Source organism: Marinobacter sp. UBA3607, from assembly GCF_002375525.1.
GTDB lineage: Bacteria > Pseudomonadota > Gammaproteobacteria > Pseudomonadales > Oleiphilaceae > Marinobacter > Marinobacter vinifirmus.
On record NZ_DFLY01000024.1, the window covers coordinates 16,462 to 32,040 of the forward strand.

At 57.7% G+C, this 15,579-nt stretch carries 15 protein-coding genes; 5 read left to right on the forward strand and 10 right to left on the reverse strand.

What is annotated here, in order from left to right; genetic code table 11:
• Positions 1-214 precede the first annotated feature (214 nt).
• From B2589_RS08900 to B2589_RS08920, 5 genes are all read left to right on the forward strand, one after another.
• Entirely contained in the window at positions 215-847 is a 633-nt protein-coding gene (locus B2589_RS08900; protein WP_286816325.1) for an HPP family protein, read from the forward strand.
• Between the two features lie 131 nt (positions 848-978).
• Entirely contained in the window at positions 979-1,995 is a 1,017-nt protein-coding gene (gene dusA, locus B2589_RS08905; protein ID WP_414673944.1) for a tRNA dihydrouridine(20/20a) synthase DusA, read from the forward strand.
• A gap of 119 nt (positions 1,996-2,114) precedes the next feature.
• Positions 2,115-3,083, forward strand: a complete 969-nt coding sequence (tal, locus tag B2589_RS08910; RefSeq protein WP_199455807.1) for a transaldolase — start codon at positions 2,115-2,117, stop codon at positions 3,081-3,083.
• Between the two features lie 21 nt (positions 3,084-3,104).
• Complete coding sequence (locus B2589_RS08915) at positions 3,105-4,232, forward strand: 3-deoxy-7-phosphoheptulonate synthase (protein WP_286816327.1); 1,128 nt, start codon at positions 3,105-3,107, stop codon at positions 4,230-4,232.
• A complete protein-coding gene (locus B2589_RS08920) occupies positions 4,229-5,002 on the forward strand; it encodes a glycerophosphodiester phosphodiesterase (protein ID WP_022988785.1) in 774 nt (257 codons plus the stop codon). Before B2589_RS08915 ends, B2589_RS08920 begins: the two co-directional genes overlap by 4 nt.
• Positions 5,003-5,027: 25 nt before the next feature.
• Here B2589_RS08920 and sthA read toward each other — a convergent pair whose 3' ends face one another.
• From sthA to B2589_RS08970, 10 genes are all read right to left on the reverse strand, one after another.
• On the reverse strand, positions 5,028-6,419 hold the full coding sequence (gene sthA, locus B2589_RS08925; RefSeq protein ID WP_022988784.1) for a Si-specific NAD(P)(+) transhydrogenase: 1,392 nt from the start codon (positions 6,417-6,419) through the stop codon (positions 5,028-5,030).
• Positions 6,420-6,492: 73 nt separating this feature from the next.
• Complete coding sequence (gene nqrM / locus B2589_RS08930; RefSeq protein ID WP_094625596.1) at positions 6,493-6,735, reverse strand: (Na+)-NQR maturation NqrM; 243 nt, start codon at positions 6,733-6,735, stop codon at positions 6,493-6,495.
• A gap of 12 nt (positions 6,736-6,747) precedes the next feature.
• A complete protein-coding gene (locus tag B2589_RS08935; protein WP_286816329.1) occupies positions 6,748-7,797 on the reverse strand; it encodes an FAD:protein FMN transferase in 1,050 nt (349 codons plus the stop codon).
• A gap of 9 nt (positions 7,798-7,806) precedes the next feature.
• Positions 7,807-9,033 carry an NADH:ubiquinone reductase (Na(+)-transporting) subunit F gene (gene nqrF / locus B2589_RS08940; protein WP_286816330.1) on the reverse strand — a complete coding sequence of 409 codons (1,227 nt, stop codon included), beginning with the start codon at positions 9,031-9,033 and terminating at the stop codon, positions 7,807-7,809.
• A 37-nt stretch (positions 9,034-9,070) separates the two neighbouring features.
• Positions 9,071-9,679 (reverse strand): NADH:ubiquinone reductase (Na(+)-transporting) subunit E, encoded by a 609-nt coding sequence (gene nqrE / locus B2589_RS08945; protein ID WP_286816331.1) that lies wholly within the window; start codon positions 9,677-9,679, stop codon positions 9,071-9,073.
• Positions 9,679-10,344 (reverse strand): NADH:ubiquinone reductase (Na(+)-transporting) subunit D, encoded by a 666-nt coding sequence (locus B2589_RS08950; protein ID WP_008175066.1) that lies wholly within the window; start codon positions 10,342-10,344, stop codon positions 9,679-9,681. Before B2589_RS08950 ends, nqrE begins: the two co-directional genes overlap by 1 nt.
• A gap of 2 nt (positions 10,345-10,346) precedes the next feature.
• On the reverse strand, positions 10,347-11,150 hold the full coding sequence (locus tag B2589_RS08955; RefSeq protein WP_053112423.1) for a Na(+)-translocating NADH-quinone reductase subunit C: 804 nt from the start codon (positions 11,148-11,150) through the stop codon (positions 10,347-10,349).
• Entirely contained in the window at positions 11,143-12,351 is a 1,209-nt protein-coding gene (locus B2589_RS08960; RefSeq protein ID WP_286816332.1) for an NADH:ubiquinone reductase (Na(+)-transporting) subunit B, read from the reverse strand. Before B2589_RS08960 ends, B2589_RS08955 begins: the two co-directional genes overlap by 8 nt.
• A 4-nt stretch (positions 12,352-12,355) precedes the next feature.
• On the reverse strand, positions 12,356-13,702 hold the full coding sequence (locus B2589_RS08965; protein ID WP_286816333.1) for a Na(+)-translocating NADH-quinone reductase subunit A: 1,347 nt from the start codon (positions 13,700-13,702) through the stop codon (positions 12,356-12,358).
• A 243-nt stretch (positions 13,703-13,945) separates the two neighbouring features.
• The gene (locus B2589_RS08970; protein WP_058340140.1) at positions 13,946-15,415 is read right to left on the reverse strand and encodes a glyceraldehyde-3-phosphate dehydrogenase; all 1,470 of its coding nucleotides are present in this window, start codon (positions 15,413-15,415) and stop codon (positions 13,946-13,948) included.
• Positions 15,416-15,579 lie beyond the last annotated feature (164 nt).

Consider the following 15,579-nt stretch of genomic DNA (forward strand, 5'->3'; position numbering starts at 1 on the left):
CCCTCTAGGCACAAGTTTTGTACCGAGGGTCTGGCCCCGCCTGACTAGGGGTCTGTCCCTACGTGGACTGACCCCTCCAGGCACCAAGTCCGGACTTGAGCGGTTATTGAGCGGGCCCTTAACCATTATCGAAAATCCTTGTTTGCCTTGATATCCGTCAGTGCCTAGTATCGCGCCCTTTTTATGGCACCGTGTGGAGGCACTTTACCGCGTTATGGGACGTCGCAACGAACAACTTCGCTGGCAGCTGGCCAAAGGGCTGATTCATGCACTGCACCTGGAGCGGTTAGCCAGCCGTTACAGCCGCACCACGGTGATGGCGGTGTTCAACCTGGTGAATGGTAGCTTCAGCATTGCGTTGGTGTCGTTTGTGGCGCTGGTTACGCAGGAGGCGTTCATCTTTCCGTCGCTGGGGGCTACGGCGTTTATCCTGTTCTACGTGCCCATGGCCCAGCCGGCGTCGCCCCGCAACACCTTGTGCGGGCACCTGATTGGCGCGTTGATGGGGTTGCTGTGCCTGTACATTTTCGGCCTGCAGGGCCAGCCTTCCGCCTTCGCAACCGGCGTTGACCTGTCCAGGGTAGGCGCTGCAGCGCTGTCGCTGGGCCTCACCAGCTGTCTGATGGTGGTATTCCGCGTAGCCCATCCTCCCGCCGGCGCCACCGCCCTGATCGTCTCCCTGGGCCTGATGCCCAACCCGGCCCAGTTGCCCATCCTGATGGCCGGCGTAGCCCTGCTGCTGGCCCATGCCTTTGTGATGAACCGCCTGGCGGGGATTCCTTATCCGGTTTGGGCTGGGGGCGGGGTGGCGCCGGCTGCGGAGGGGTCTAAGGTTGCTGGGGTTTGACCTCCCCCCCCCACCTTGAACTTGGTGCCTAGAGGGGTCAGTCCACGTAGGGACAGACCCCTAGCCCCCTAATCGACTCCGAATGGGGGGAACGTGGTAGAATTGGCGCCTTCATTTGCTTTGTTCTCCGGATGTTCATGACCTCTCAACAGCCCGCCCCCGTTTTGTCTCGCCGGTTTTCGGTTGCGCCGATGATGGATTGGACTACGCCGCATTTTCGGTACCTGGCGCGTATTCTTAGCCGCAGGGCTTTGTTGTATACCGAGATGGTGACTACGGGGGCGCTGATTCATGGCGATACGGCGCGGTTTCTGCGGCATGATCCGTCGGAGTTTCCGCTGGCGTTGCAGCTGGGTGGTAGTGATGCCAACGAGCTGGCGCAGTGTGCGAAGCTGGCGCAGGCGTTCGGGTTTGATGAGGTGAACCTGAACGTGGGCTGCCCGAGCGACCGGGTGCAGAACAATATGATTGGCGCCTGCCTGATGGGCCACCCGGATAAAGTGGCGGAAGGCGTGGCGGCGATGATCGAGGCCACGGATTTGCCGGTTACTGTGAAGCACCGCATTGGCATTAACGGCCGGGAGTCCTGGGACGAGCTGTGCGAGTTTATCGAGACGGTGGCTGCCGCCGGCTGCAAGACCTTTATTGTGCATGCCCGAATTGCCATTCTTGAAGGCCTGAGCCCGAAGGAAAACCGCGATATTCCGCCGCTGAAGTACGACTGGGTGTACCGCCTGAAGCAGGCCTACCCGCACCTGGAAATCATCATCAATGGCGGCATCAAGACCTTCGAGGAATGCCACGAGCACCTGGCCCATACCGACGGCGTGATGCTGGGGCGAGAGGCCTACCACAATCCCTGGTTGCTGGCCGGGGTGGATTCTGAATTCTTTGGCGAACATGCCGCGGTTACCAACCGCCACGAGGCGCTGCGGGCGATGTTTCCGTTCATTCAGCAGGAGCTGGACCGCGGCGTGTACCTTACCCACATTACCCGCCACATTATGGGCCTGTTCCTGGGCCAGCCGGGCGGGCGGCAGTTCCGCCGGCACCTGAGCGAGAACGCCAACAAGCCTGGTTCCGGGCTGGAAGTGATCGAGCAGGCACTGGCCAAGGTACGCGAGCCGCAACCGATAGCGGAAAGCTGATAACAGGCATACCTTTTGTTGTCTTGTTCCTGTTGTAACCTGCCGTTATTGTAGGGGTTGCCAAAGCATTCGGGAGCTGGATGCTGCACCAAAACAGAACAACCGGGACGACAGGACGAATGACCAGCAAGCTAGACCAACTGAAAAACATGACCACCGTGGTAGCCGACACCGGCGATATCGACGCCATTGCCCAATGGCGGCCGGAAGATGCCACCACCAACCCTTCCCTGCTGTTGAAGGCCGCAGCGTCTGACGCCTATCGCCCCATGCTGGATAAAGCCGTGGCCATTGCCGCGAAACACGGCGGCTCCTCGGCAGACCAGCTCTCGGTGGCTACCGATATGCTGGCTGTTCTGGCCGGCAAGGAAATCCTGAACCTGATTCCCGGCGTGGTATCCACCGAGGTAGACGCCCGCCTGTCGTTCGACACTGCCGCCACCCTGCAGAAGGCCCGTGGCCTGATTGAGCTTTACGACCAGCAAGGGGTAGACACCAGCCGGGTGCTGATCAAGATTGCCTCCACCTGGGAAGGTATCCGCGCGGCCGAGCAGCTGGAAAAAGAAGGCATTCGCTGCAACCTGACTTTGCTGTTCTCGTTTGTGCAGGCGGTTGCCTGTGCCCAGGCCGGCGCGCACCTGATTTCACCGTTTGTGGGCCGCATCCTGGACTGGCACCTGGCCAGTTCCGGCCGCGACAGCTATCCGGCGGCGGAAGACCCCGGCGTGCAGTCGGTTACCCGCATCTATAATTACTACAAGGCCCATGGCTTCAACACCGTGGTGATGGGCGCCAGCTTCCGCAATACCGGCGAGATTGAAATGCTGGCCGGCTGCGACCGGCTGACCATCAGCCCAGCCCTGCTGCAGGAGCTGAAAGAAGACCAGGGCGAACTCAGCCGCAAGCTGAGCCCGGATTCCGCGTCAGTCTCCGAGAAGATGGGCTGGGTAGATGAAAAACTGTTCCGCTGGGAATCCAATGAAGACGCCATGGCCACCGAGAAACTGGCCGACGGCATCCGCCGCTTTGCGGCCGACCAGATTGAGCTTGAGAACCGGGTGCGCCAGCTGGCTTCCCGGGCGGCGTAATTTTAAGGACGAGGACGTTCCATGCTAGCCATTCTTCACCCCAATACGGCGCTGGACAGCGATGCCTATCGCCAGACCATGCATTACCTGGAAAACCTGCCTGGCGTGAGCATTCGCGTTCACGAAATCCAGGGCGCCAGCCAGCGGCTGACCGAGGTCTACCTGCTGGGCGATACCAAGACCCTGGACAAGGAAGAGATCGAAGCGCTGCCGGCGGTTGAGCGGGCCATTCGCATTTCCGATGACTACCGGATTCTGGGCCGCCATAAAGATGACAATCGTCAGAGCGGTTTCACCTACAACGGCGTGGAGTTCAGCCAGAACAACCTGAATATCTTTGCCGGCCTGTGCGCGGTGGATGTACCCGAGCACGTTGAGCAGATGATGCAGGCGCTGGAAGACGCCGGCGAAGTTTGCACCCGCATGGGCGCCTACAAGCCCCGCACCAACCCCTATTCCTTCCAGGGCCACGGTAAGGGCTGCCTGCCCTGGGTGTTCGAGAAGGCGGGCAAGCATGGCATCAAGGTGGTCGCCATGGAGATCACCCACGAGAGCCACATCGAAGAAATCGACACCTGCCTGGAGAAGCTGGGCCGTCCTACCGGCGTGATGCTGCAGGTGGGCACCCGCAATACCCAGAACTTCGAGCTGTTGAAAGCAATTGGCCGCCAGACTACCTACCCGGTGCTGTTGAAGCGCGGCTTCGGTATTACCCTGAACGAATCCCTGAACGCGGCGGAATACCTGGCCAGCGAAGGCAACGCCAATGTGATTTTCTGCCTGCGCGGCATGAAAACCGAGGCCGGCCAGCCGCACCGTAACATGGTGGACTTCGCCCACGTGCCCGCGGTAAAACGCCTGACCCGCATGCCGGTGTGTGTAGACCCGTCCCACTCGGTGGGCAGCCGTGACCGCGCTCCGGATGGCATCCTGGATGTGATGCACGCCACCGCCCAGGGCGTGATTGCCGGTGCCAACATGGTGCTGGTGGACTTCCACCCGAAACCGGAGAAAGCCCTGGTAGATGGCCCCCAGGCCCTGCTGATGAACGAGCTGCCGGCGTACCTGGAAGATATCCGCCTGTGCCACGAAACCTGGAAGAAGCGCCAGGCTATTTATCAACGTCTTAAGGACAACACTGCAGAATGATCGTTTATGGTCACCGGGGGGCCAAGGGTGAGGCCCCCGAAAATACCCTGCCCGGCTTTGTGCATGCATACCGGCAGGGCATCCGGCATTTCGAGCTGGACCTTGTGCTGTCGAAAGACGGCATTCCCGTGTTGGTGCACGACCTGACGGTAGACCGCACCACCGGCCAGAAAGGCAACGTGGGTAACTACACGGCAGCCGAGCTGGAAAACATGGACGCCAGGCGCAACACCAGCGCCTGGCCCCGAAAAACCGGGATTCCGGCACTGGAAACCCTGCTGGACCAGTTTGACGACCTGGAACACGTGCAGCTGGAGGTAAAGAAAGACAGCCGTTCGCGCCTGAATATTCTGTGCAACCGGCTAACCGAGGTTATCCAGCGCCGTAACCTGTACCAGACCTGCGCGGTCACCTCTACAGACCCGTGGTTCTTGCGGGAAATCCGCCGGAGAAACCGCAATATCCGCATCGGCCTGGTGGCGGAGCGCAAGTTTCCCAAGCCCCTGAACCTGGCCACCCGGCTGGGTTGCGAGTATTTCTGCGTTAACTGGAAAATCCTGAACAAGGAGATGGTGGACACCGCCCACAAGCGCAACATGCACGTGTCTACCTGGACGGTAAACCGTATTCACGACATGCTGAAGCTGGAAGAAATGGGCGTGGACAGCATTATTTCTGACTATCCCACCAGTACCAAAATGTTCTTCGATAACCGGGCCAAGGCGTTACTGAGCCTGCCGGCAAGGGAAAGCAGCCCGGAACCTGCCTGAGGCAGGCCCGGGCACCACGGCCTGGTCAGAAGATTCTGTTCAGGCCGTTCAGTGCAGCTACCCGGTAGGCTTCCGCCATGGTCGGGTAGTTGAAGGTGGTGTTGATGAAGTAGTTCAGGGAATTCGCTTCCCCTTCCTGGTTCATGATGGCCTGGCCGATGTGTACGATCTCGGCGGCCTGGTCACCAAAGCAGTGAATGCCCAGGATTTCACGGGTTTCACGGTGGAACAGGATCTTCAGCATACCGACCGCTTCACCGGTAATCTGTGCTCGGGCGAGGTCTTTGAAGAAGGCCTGGCCTACGTCGTAGGGCACCTTGGCTTCGGTCAGCTCCCGCTCGGTCTTACCCACTGAACTGATTTCCGGAATGGTGTAGATGCCGGTGGGCACATCGTTCACAAAACGGAAATACTCGTCCTGGGTAATATCGGAAGAGGCCGCACGGCCCTGGTCGTAGGCAGCACTGGCCAGGCTTGGCCAACCGATTACATCACCTGCAGCGTAGATATGCTCTACCTCGGTGCGGTAATGGTCATCCACTGCCAGCTGGCCGCGGCCGTTCGGCACCAGGCCGACATTTTCCAGGCCCAGGTTCTCGGTGTTGCCGCTACGGCCGTTACACCACAGGAAGGCATCGGCACGGATTTTCTTGCCGGATTGCAGCGACAGTACCACGCCGTGGTCGTCGCCCTTCACCGATTCATACTGCTCGTTATGGCGAACCAGCACGCCGTTGTTGCGCAGGTGGTAGCTCAGCGCATCAGAGATTTCGTCATCCAGGAACGACAGCAGGCGGTCACCCGGGTTGATCAGGTCTACTTTCACACCCAGCCCGGCAAAGATGGACGCGTATTCTGAACCGATAACGCCGGCACCGTAGATAATCAGGGTACGCGGGGTGTGGGACAAGTTCAGGATGGAATCCGAGTTGTAGATCCGGTGATGGCGGAAGTCTACATCGGGCGGCAGGTACGGGCGGGAGCCAGTAGCAATGATCGCCTGTTTGAAGTGGATGGTTTCCACCGATTTGTTGCCACGAATTTCCAGCCGGTGCGTATCAACAAACGAAGCACGGCCGTTGATCAGGTCTACCCGGTTGCGGGAGTAGAACTGGGTGCGCAGCTTTACCTGCTTGCCAATGACCTTCTGGGCGTTCTGCAGCACACGGGGGAAGGAGAACCAGCGCGGCTCGCCGATGTCCCGGAACATCTGGTTGGTGTTGAAGGTGATGATCTGCTTGACCGAGTGCCGCAGCGCCTTCGACGGGATGGTGCCCCAGTGGGTGCAGTTACCGCCAACGGTGGGCTTGTCTTCAATGATGGCGACGCGCTTGTTGTGCTTGGCCGCGTTCATCGCCGCCCCTTCCCCGGAAGGGCCGGCGCCGATCACGACTACGTCGTAATGATGCTCTGCCATGTGCGCAGTGACTCCTTATCTACGTCTTGAGTGCGTAGCTGTCGTTATAGTGATTGTAGGTGACCCGTTGCGGTTACTTGTCGGCTTTGCTGGCGTCGTAGGCCAGGTCTTCCATTTTTGCCGGCTCGTCGGAGCCACTCCGGCTCTCTTCACACTTCTGGGTGTTACCACCGCAAATATCGCAGGAAGCACTGATACCCAGGGCACCAATACCACCACAGGTTCCGCTGATCGGCTTGCGACCGAAAATAACGCCGATCGACATGCCGGCAACCAGCAGTACCACAATAAACAGAACTAAAAGAAAGGTACCCATTACTGCCCTCCTTTACTGGACAACGTAAGACGAGAATGCCGGTGTCTGATGGGTTTCAAAACCGTTGTCTCCCCTTACGATAAAGTATGCGGGAATGTTTTCCCGGGTAGCCAGGCTCGCAGCCCTCTCATAACCCATCACGTTGAATGCAGTCGCCAGTGCGTCGGCTGTCATGCAATCATCCGCCAGTACGGTTACCGATGCCAGTTTGTGACTTATCGGTTTACCGGTATCAGGGTCAATTGTATGGGAATAGCGCAGCCCTTGTGATTCGTAATAGTTACGATAGTCGCCGGAGGTTGCCATGGCCTGCCCGCTGAGCGCGACAACCTTGTTTACCTGCCGGGCATCCTCTGTGGGCTCTTCTACGGCTAACCGCCAGGCGTCGCCACCAGGCTTGCGGCCAAGGGTACGGACCTCGCCACCGATCTCCACCAGGTAAGCCTGTACCCCTTCGCTGTCGAGGTAACGGGCCACCACATCCACACCATAGCCCTTGGCAATGCCGGACAGGTCAATGTACTGGGGCTGCTGGCTGCGGATTGCCTGGCGCTGCTCATCCAGCTCCAGCTTTTCCCAGCCGGTGGCCGCCATCCGTACTGCCAGTTCTTGCTCTGAAGGCGCCTTTTCCAGCCGAGCTTCCGGCCCGAAGCCCCACAGGTTCACAACGGGGCCGATGGTGATGTCGAACGCGCCATCGGTCAGGGCAGAGATTTCCTGCGCCCGCTGGATCACCTCGAACAGTGCCGGAGACAAGGGCGTCCACCCGGACTGGTCCTGTTTCCGGTTCAGGACAGACAGTTCAGAGTCCGTCTTCCAGGTAGACATACTGGCGTCTACATCGTTCAGTGCGGTTTCAATGCCATCAGCCAGGGTCTGCAACCGGGCTTCGTCTTCGGGCAATACCACGTTGATATGATAGGTGGTGCCAAAAATGCCGCCGGAGATCTCCCAGATTTTTTCCTCGTCCTGAAACGAGCAACCCGCCAGGGCAGCCATAACCAGCGCCCAGAAAACGCTGATTATAACCACCCTGGCGGGCTTCATCTTGCCGGATGTCATTTGAGTGAATTAACCCCCGAAATCATCCAGCATGATGTTTTCGTCTTCTACACCAAGGTCTTTCAACATCTTGATGACAGACGCGTTCATGATTGGGGGCCCGCACATGTAGAACTCACAGTCTTCCGGCGCTGGGTGGTCCTTCAGATAGTTTTCGTACAACACGTTATGGATAAAGCCGGTCGGGCCTTCCCAGTTATCGCTCGGCAGCGCGTCAGACAACGCCACGTGCCACTCGAAGTTCTCGTTCTCGCGGGCCAGCATGTCGAAATCTTCTACGTAGAACATTTCGCGCACACTACGGGCACCGTACCAGAAGCTGATCTTGCGCTTGGAGTTCAGGCGCTTCAGTTGGTCGAAGATGTGGGAGCGCATCGGCGCCATACCCGCACCACCACCGATGAACACCATCTCCGCATCGGTATCCTTGGCGAAGAACTCACCAAACGGTCCCATTACGGTTACCTTGTCACCCGGCTTCAGGTTGAAGACGAAGGTAGACATGATGCCCGGCGGATGATCAGTGCCAGGAGGCGGCGTAGCGATACGGATGTTGAACTTGAGAAGACCTTTCTCTTCCGGGTAGTTCGCCATGGAATAGGCCCGGATAGTGTCTTCCTTGTTCACGCCCTTGTAGCGCCAGATGTCGTGCTTGTCCCAGTCTTCGTGGAACTCTTCCTCGATATCGAAATCCTTGAAGTTGATTTCGTACGGAGGGCACTCCAGCTGTACATAACCGCCTGCGCGGAAGTCAACTTCCTCGCCTTCCGGCAGCTTGAGCACCAGCTCTTTGATGAAGGTGGCGACGTTGTGGTTGGAGACAACCTCGCATTCCCACTTCTTGACGCCAAAGAACTCTTCCGGCACTTCCACCTTCATGTCCTGTTTTACAGGAACCTGGCAGGACAGGCGCCAGCCCTCTTTCTCTTCACGATTGGTGAAGTGGGTCTTTTCCGTCGGCAGCATGGCACCGCCGCCCTCCAGAACCTTGCACTTGCACTGGGCGCAGGTACCGCCGCCACCACAAGCAGAGGACAGAAAAATACCACTGTTAGCCAGAGTACCGAGCAGCTTGCCGCCGGCTTCGGTCTTCAGCGTGTGTTCGGGATCGTCGTTGATCTCAATGGTCACATCACCGGTGCTTACCAGCCTGGACCGGGCCGCAAGAATCACTGCGACCAGGGCCAGAACGATAACGGTGAACATGACCACGCCGAGAATAATTTCTGTATTCATGGTCTCGCCTTTTCGTTAAACCGAATCACCGGGTGAGTTACAGTGAGATGCCGGAGAAGGACATGAAGCCCAGGGACATCAGACCAACAGTAATGAAGGTGATACCCAGGCCGCGCAGGCCTTCCGGAACGTCACTGTACTTCAGCTTCTCGCGGATACCCGCCAGGGCGATGATGGCCAGGGCCCAGCCAACACCGGCGCCAAAGCCGTACACCACACTCTCGCCAAAGGTGTAGTCACGCTCCACCATGAACAGCGAGGCACCCAGAATGGCGCAGTTCACTGTAATCAGTGGCAGGAACACACCCAGAGCGGCATAGAGCGCCGGGATATACTTGTCCAGTACCATTTCCATGATCTGAACAATCGCCGCGATTACCCCGATATACGTCAGCAATCCGAGAAAGCTCAGGTCTACGTTCGGCAGGCCAGCCCAATCCAGGGCGCCTTCGCGCAGAACGCTGTTGTACAGAAGGTTGTTCACCGGAACGGTGACCGTCAGCACGACCACCACGGCAATGCCAAGACCGGTTGCGGCCTCGATCTTCTTGGAGATGGCCAGGAAGGTACACATCCCCAGGAAGAAGGCCAGCGCCATGTTTTCAACAAAAACAGCCTTCAGAATCAAGCTGATATAATGCTCCATCAGAAGGCCTCCTTGGCGACATGGCGAGACATTTTATAGTCCGGCTCTTCAACCTGCTCCGGCTTCCAGGTCCGCAGACCCCAGATCGCCAGGCCGATAATAAAGAACGCACTCGGCGGCAGCAGCAACAAGCCGTTAGGAATGTACCAGCCACCTTCGTTCACCACCGGCATCAGGGAGACACCGAACAGTGAGCCGGCGCCCAGCAATTCACGGAAGAAGGCAACGAAGATCAGGAGTACCGAGTAGCCCAGACCGTTACCAACGCCGTCCAGGAAGCTCAGCCAGGGGCCGTTCTTCATGGCAAAGCCTTCCGCGCGGCCCATAACGATGCAGTTGGTGATAATCAGACCAACGAACACTGAGAGCTGCTTGGAAATCTCGTAGGCATAGGCCTTGAGCACCTGGTCAACCACGATTACCAGGGAGGCGATAATGGTCATCTGCACGATGATCCGGATACTGCCCGGAATCTGGGTGCGTACCAGGGACACGGCCAGGTTGGAAAATGCGGTAACGGCAATAACCGCCGCGCACATAACAAGTGTAACGTTCATGCTGGTGGTAACCGCCAGCGCTGAACAGATGCCCAGGATCTGCAGGGCAATCGGGTTATTGCTGAAGATCGGTTCGAAGAGAACCTGTTTGGCTGATGCATCTGCCATGATCAGACCTCCCCTTCACGAAGTTTTTGCAGGAACGGCGCGTATCCGCGGTCGCCCATCCAGTAGTTAACCAGTTGCTCAACGCCGCGACTGGTCAACGTTGCCCCGGACAGAGCATCCACTTTATGCTGCCTTTTTTTTGCATCAACGTTTACGCCACCTTTAACCAGTTTGATCTGCGGTTCAGTGCGATCACCATCATAAACTTTCTTCCCCACCCACTGCGACTTCCAGCGTGGATTGTCTACCTCCCCACCGAGGCCCGGAGTTTCGGCGTGGGAGTAAAAGCCAAGCCCTTCAATGGTGTTCAAATCACCTTCCAGCGAAATGAAGCCATACAATGTAGACCAGAGGCCATAACCATGAATTGGCAGTACCACACGCACTAGCTCTCCGTTCTCGCTCAGCGTATACACCCTGGCAACATTCGGCCGGCGCTTGATGCCAGCCTTGTCTTCCGAGGAAGGAATATCCGTAGACAACTGAGGGTCCGAGGCAGCCTTGTACATATCATATTTCATGGGCTCAGCAACACCAACGGCGGAAGGCTTTACAAATTTACCAGTATCCAAATCCACCAGGCGAACATCGAAACTCTCGAATTTCTGCAAAATCTGCTCTGCAGTATCGCCTTGATCCAGCATACCTGCGGCAGAGAGAATGTTCGTTGTCATATCAAGATGCTGATTCTTGACCTGGGCAGGTCTGAGCATGACCGCCGCGGTGGATACCACGACAGAGAACACGATACTCAGCACCAGCGCAACGATCAGCGTGCGGGAGACGGTTTCTTTAGCTTTAGCCACGAGCAAGCCTCCGTTTGATGTTGGCCTGAACCACGTAATGGTCCATCAATGGCGCGAACAGGTTTGCGAACAGGATGGCAAGCATGATGCCTTCCGGGAACGCCGGATTGATCACGCGGATCAGCACAGTCATCACGCCTACCAGAATACCGAAACACCAGCGACCCGTGTCAGTCATCGCGGCGGACACCGGATCCGTCGCCATGAACATCATGCCAAAGGCAAACCCGCCCATGACCAGATGCCAATGCGCCGGAACCGCGAACATCGGATTGGTCTCGGAACCTATGATGTTTAGCAGCAGCGACATGCCGATCATACCGATCAACACACCTCCGACGATGCGATAGGAGGCAATCTTCATCCCCAACAGGATCAGGCCACCAATCAGAATGGCCAGTGTCGAGGTCTCACCCATCGAGCCCTGAATGGTGCCCATGAAGGCGCTCATCCAGCCAATTTGAGCTTCCAGAGCTTCCAGACCACCACTGGCGGCCCAGCTCAGCGCCGTGGCGCCACTGAAGCCGTCAACCGCAGTCCAGACGGTGTCGCCGGAAATCTGCGCCGGATAGGCGAAGTACAGGAAGGCACGACCGGTCAGGGCCGGGTTCAGGAAGTTCTTGCCGGTACCGCCGAACACTTCCTTACCGATCACCACACCGAAGGTGATACCCAAGGCCACCTGCCACAGCGGGATGGTGGGCGGGCAGATCAGTGCGAACAGTACGGAGGTCACAAAGAAGCCTTCGTTCACTTCGTGCTTGCGCACGGTGGCGAACAGGACTTCCCAGAAGCCACCCACAATAAAGGTAACCGCGTAGATGGGCACAAAGTACGCCAGGCCATATACGAAGTTATCCCAAAGGCCGGCTCCGGCTCCGGTTACCGCCAGGGCGGTAATGAAGGCTTCACGCAGGCCGCCGTCGGCAATCTGGGCGCCGGCATTTTCTGCCAGGAAGCTGTTGGCCTGGAAACCGATGTTCCACATACCGAAGAACATGGCCGGGAAAGTACACAACCACACGGTGATCATGATGCGCTTGAGGTCTACGCCGTCACGCACATGGGATGTGGTCTTGGTTACGCTCGAAGGCGAATAGAAAATTGTATCGACGGCTTCGTACAGGGCGTACCAGCGCTCGTACTTGCCGCCTTTTTCAAAGTGATGCTCGATTCCATCGAGAAACTGTCGGATTGCCATCGTATTAGCCCTCGATCTCGATTCGGGTCAGGTTCTCGCGGAGAATCGGACCGTATTCATATTTGCCGGGGCACACGAAGGTGCACAGCGCCAGATCTTCTTCATCCAGCTCCAGGGCACCCAGTTTCTGTGCCATTTCGGTATCACCCACAATCAGCGAACGCAGCAACTGCGTTGGCAGGATATCCAGCGGCATGATCTGCTCATAGGCGCCTACTGGCACCATGGCGCGCTCACTGCCGTTGGTCGTGGTGGTGAAGTTGAACAGCTTGCCCGGGTTGAGCTTGGACAGATAGATATTCAGCACCGAGAACTTGTTGGGGCCCGGAGACAACCAACCCATGAACTCACGCTTGCTCTGCTCTTCCAGCACGCTTACCTGGTTGGCAAAGCGGCCTAGGTAGGCGCAGGGGCCTTCGCCGCGACGGCCACCAAACACAGAACCGGAAATAGCACGAACCTGACAGTCAGTCGCCACTTCGCCGTCCAGCAACTCCTGCAGGCTGGCACCCAGACGGGCACGAACCAGGCGGGGCTTGGAGGCTTTCGGGCCAGCAATCGCCACAATGCGCTCTACCGGCACTTCACCGGTTTCGAACAGCTTGGCGATGTCGATAACGTCCTGGTAGTTGATGGACCAGACAGTTTTGCTGGCAGATACCGGATCCAGGTGATGGATATGGGTACCTACGTTGCCGGCCGGGTGCACACCGTCAAACTGGTGCACTTCAATATTGTCGGCCTTGGGCACAGAAACATTGGCGCCGGGCTTGCCGGTTACGAAGACCTTGCCGTTGGTCAGGCGGGAAATAATGGTCAGGCCTTTTTCAAAAGCCTTGCTGTTCTCGCCGATGATAACGGTGGGGTCTGCCGCCAGGGGGTTGGTGTCCATCACAGACACGAAAATGGAATTCGGTGCGGAATCGATTTCCGGAACCTTGCTGTAGGGCCGCGTGCGGAAAGCTGTCCACAGGCCGGACTCTACCAGGTTGTCGACCACCTGCTGGCGTTCCAGGCCGGCAAGGTCCGAATCGTTGTAACGGGCATAGGTTTCCGCATCGTTGCCATCGATTTCGATAACAACAGACTGGAATACACGACGCTCACCGCGATTGATTTCTTTCACCACGCCTGCGGCTGGTGAAGTATAACGAACGCCCTCGGTCTTCTTGTCCGTAAACAGCAGCGTACCGCGCTTGACACGGTCTCCCTCTTTCACAGCCATGGTCGGCTTCATGCCGTGATAGTCAAAACCGATCAATGCCACGTGGCGAATCGGCTTGCCATCTGTAATGGTCTGTTCGGGAGCGCCGCTGATGGGAAGATCCAGGCCTTTTTTGATCTTGATCATTAGCCTCGTCCAATCATCAGAAACTGTTTCTGTGGATTATTAACGCCCGGCCCCCTGCGGCCCAGGAAAGGTTGAGAAACGGGGTGCCAGACATACCCAAAATCGCGCCAATTATAGAGATTAAGGAAACCTATTTCCACCGGTAACCAAAATGGTTTTAGCGGTCCCTTAAAGCAGGAAAGCCCCGGTAACTTACGCTACCGGGGCCGGTCCGATCACTTCTCGAGGAAGCGGCCTACGACTTTAGTCGCGGGTGCGCTTCGGGAAGATCGGGTAGGTTACTCCGGCCATCTGGTTAACGCAGCGGATAACCTGGGCGCTGTAACCGAACTCGTTGTCGTACCATACGTACAGGATCAGGCGCTTGCCGTTGGCAATGGTGGCCTGGGCATCCACAACACCGGCGTGGCGGGAGCCTACGAAGTCGGTAGACACCACTTCCGGAGAGTTCACGAAGTCGATCTGCTTCTGCAACTCGGAGTGCAGGGCCATGTCGCGCAGGTAGTCGTTTACCTTATCCGCTTCAACGTCTGACTTCAGGTTCAGGTTCAGGATCGCCATAGACACGTTCGGAGTCGGCACGCGGATAGCGTTACCGCTCAGCTTGCCCTTCAGCTCCGGCAGAGCCTTGGCAACCGCCTTGGCAGCACCGGTTTCGGTGATAACCATGTTCAGGGCCGCACTACGACCACGACGACTACCCTTGTGGTAGTTATCGATCAGGTTCTGGTCGTTGGTGTAGGAGTGAACGGTTTCAACGTGGCCGTCTTCAATGCCGTACTCGTCGTTGATGGCCTTCAGTACCGGGGTAATGGCGTTGGTGGTACAGGAGGCAGCAGACAGGATCTTGTCTTCGTCGGTGATCCAGTCGTTGTTGATGCCGTAAACGATGTTCTTGATGTCGCCCTTGCCCGGCGCGGTCAGGATGACGCGGCTGACACCCTTGGATTTCAAGTGCAGGCCCAGGCCTTCTTCGTCGCGCCACTTACCGGTGTTGTCGATCACGATGGCGTTGTGGATGTCGTAGTCGGTGTAGTCCACCTTGTCCGGGCCATCGGAGTAGATCACCTTGATGAAGTTACCGTTGGCGATCAGCGCGGAGTTTTCTTCGTCTACGGTGATGGTGCCGTCGAACGGACCATGCACGGAATCACGGCGCAGCAGGCTGGCACGCTTTTCCAGGTCGTTTTCGGCGCCGCCCTGACGAACCACGATGGCACGCAGGCGCAGGTTGTTACCGCCACCGGCCTTCTCGATCAGGATGCGGGCCAGCAGACGGCCGATACGGCCAAAGCCGTAAAGGACAACGTCTTTGGTTTCGTTTTTGGAGTCTTCTTCAGACTGGCTGGCGTACTGGCCAACCACCGGGCCGATTTCGCGCTTCAGGAATTCGGCGAGGTCGCCACCTTCTTCCTTGAATTTAACGGCCAGCTTGCCGATATCCACGTGGGCACGGCCCAGTTCCAGCTTGTCCATTTCCTGCAGGATAGGCAGGGTGTCGTGAACAGACAGCTCGCTGTGCTCAACCTGGCGAACAAAGCGGTGGGCACGGATGATATCGATCACAGACTGGTTGATGATCGCGCGGCCGTAAACAGACGTAACAACGTTGTTCTTGCGGTACAGGCGGCCGATCAGCGGAATCATGGCTTCCGCGGTGGACTCTCTCTCTGTCCAGTTGGACAGGTGCTGGTTGATCTGCTCGTGACTCACGGTTGGGACCTCGTTTAGCACAGGGAATAATTTGAGGCGCGTATTATCCAACTTAACGGCGCCTACGGCAAATAGGTTTCTGCCCGACCTTCGTCGCCCGGCCATGACACTGTCACCCCCGAACGCTAGAATAGCGGCCGCTTTCGCTTCCGATGCGCCAACCC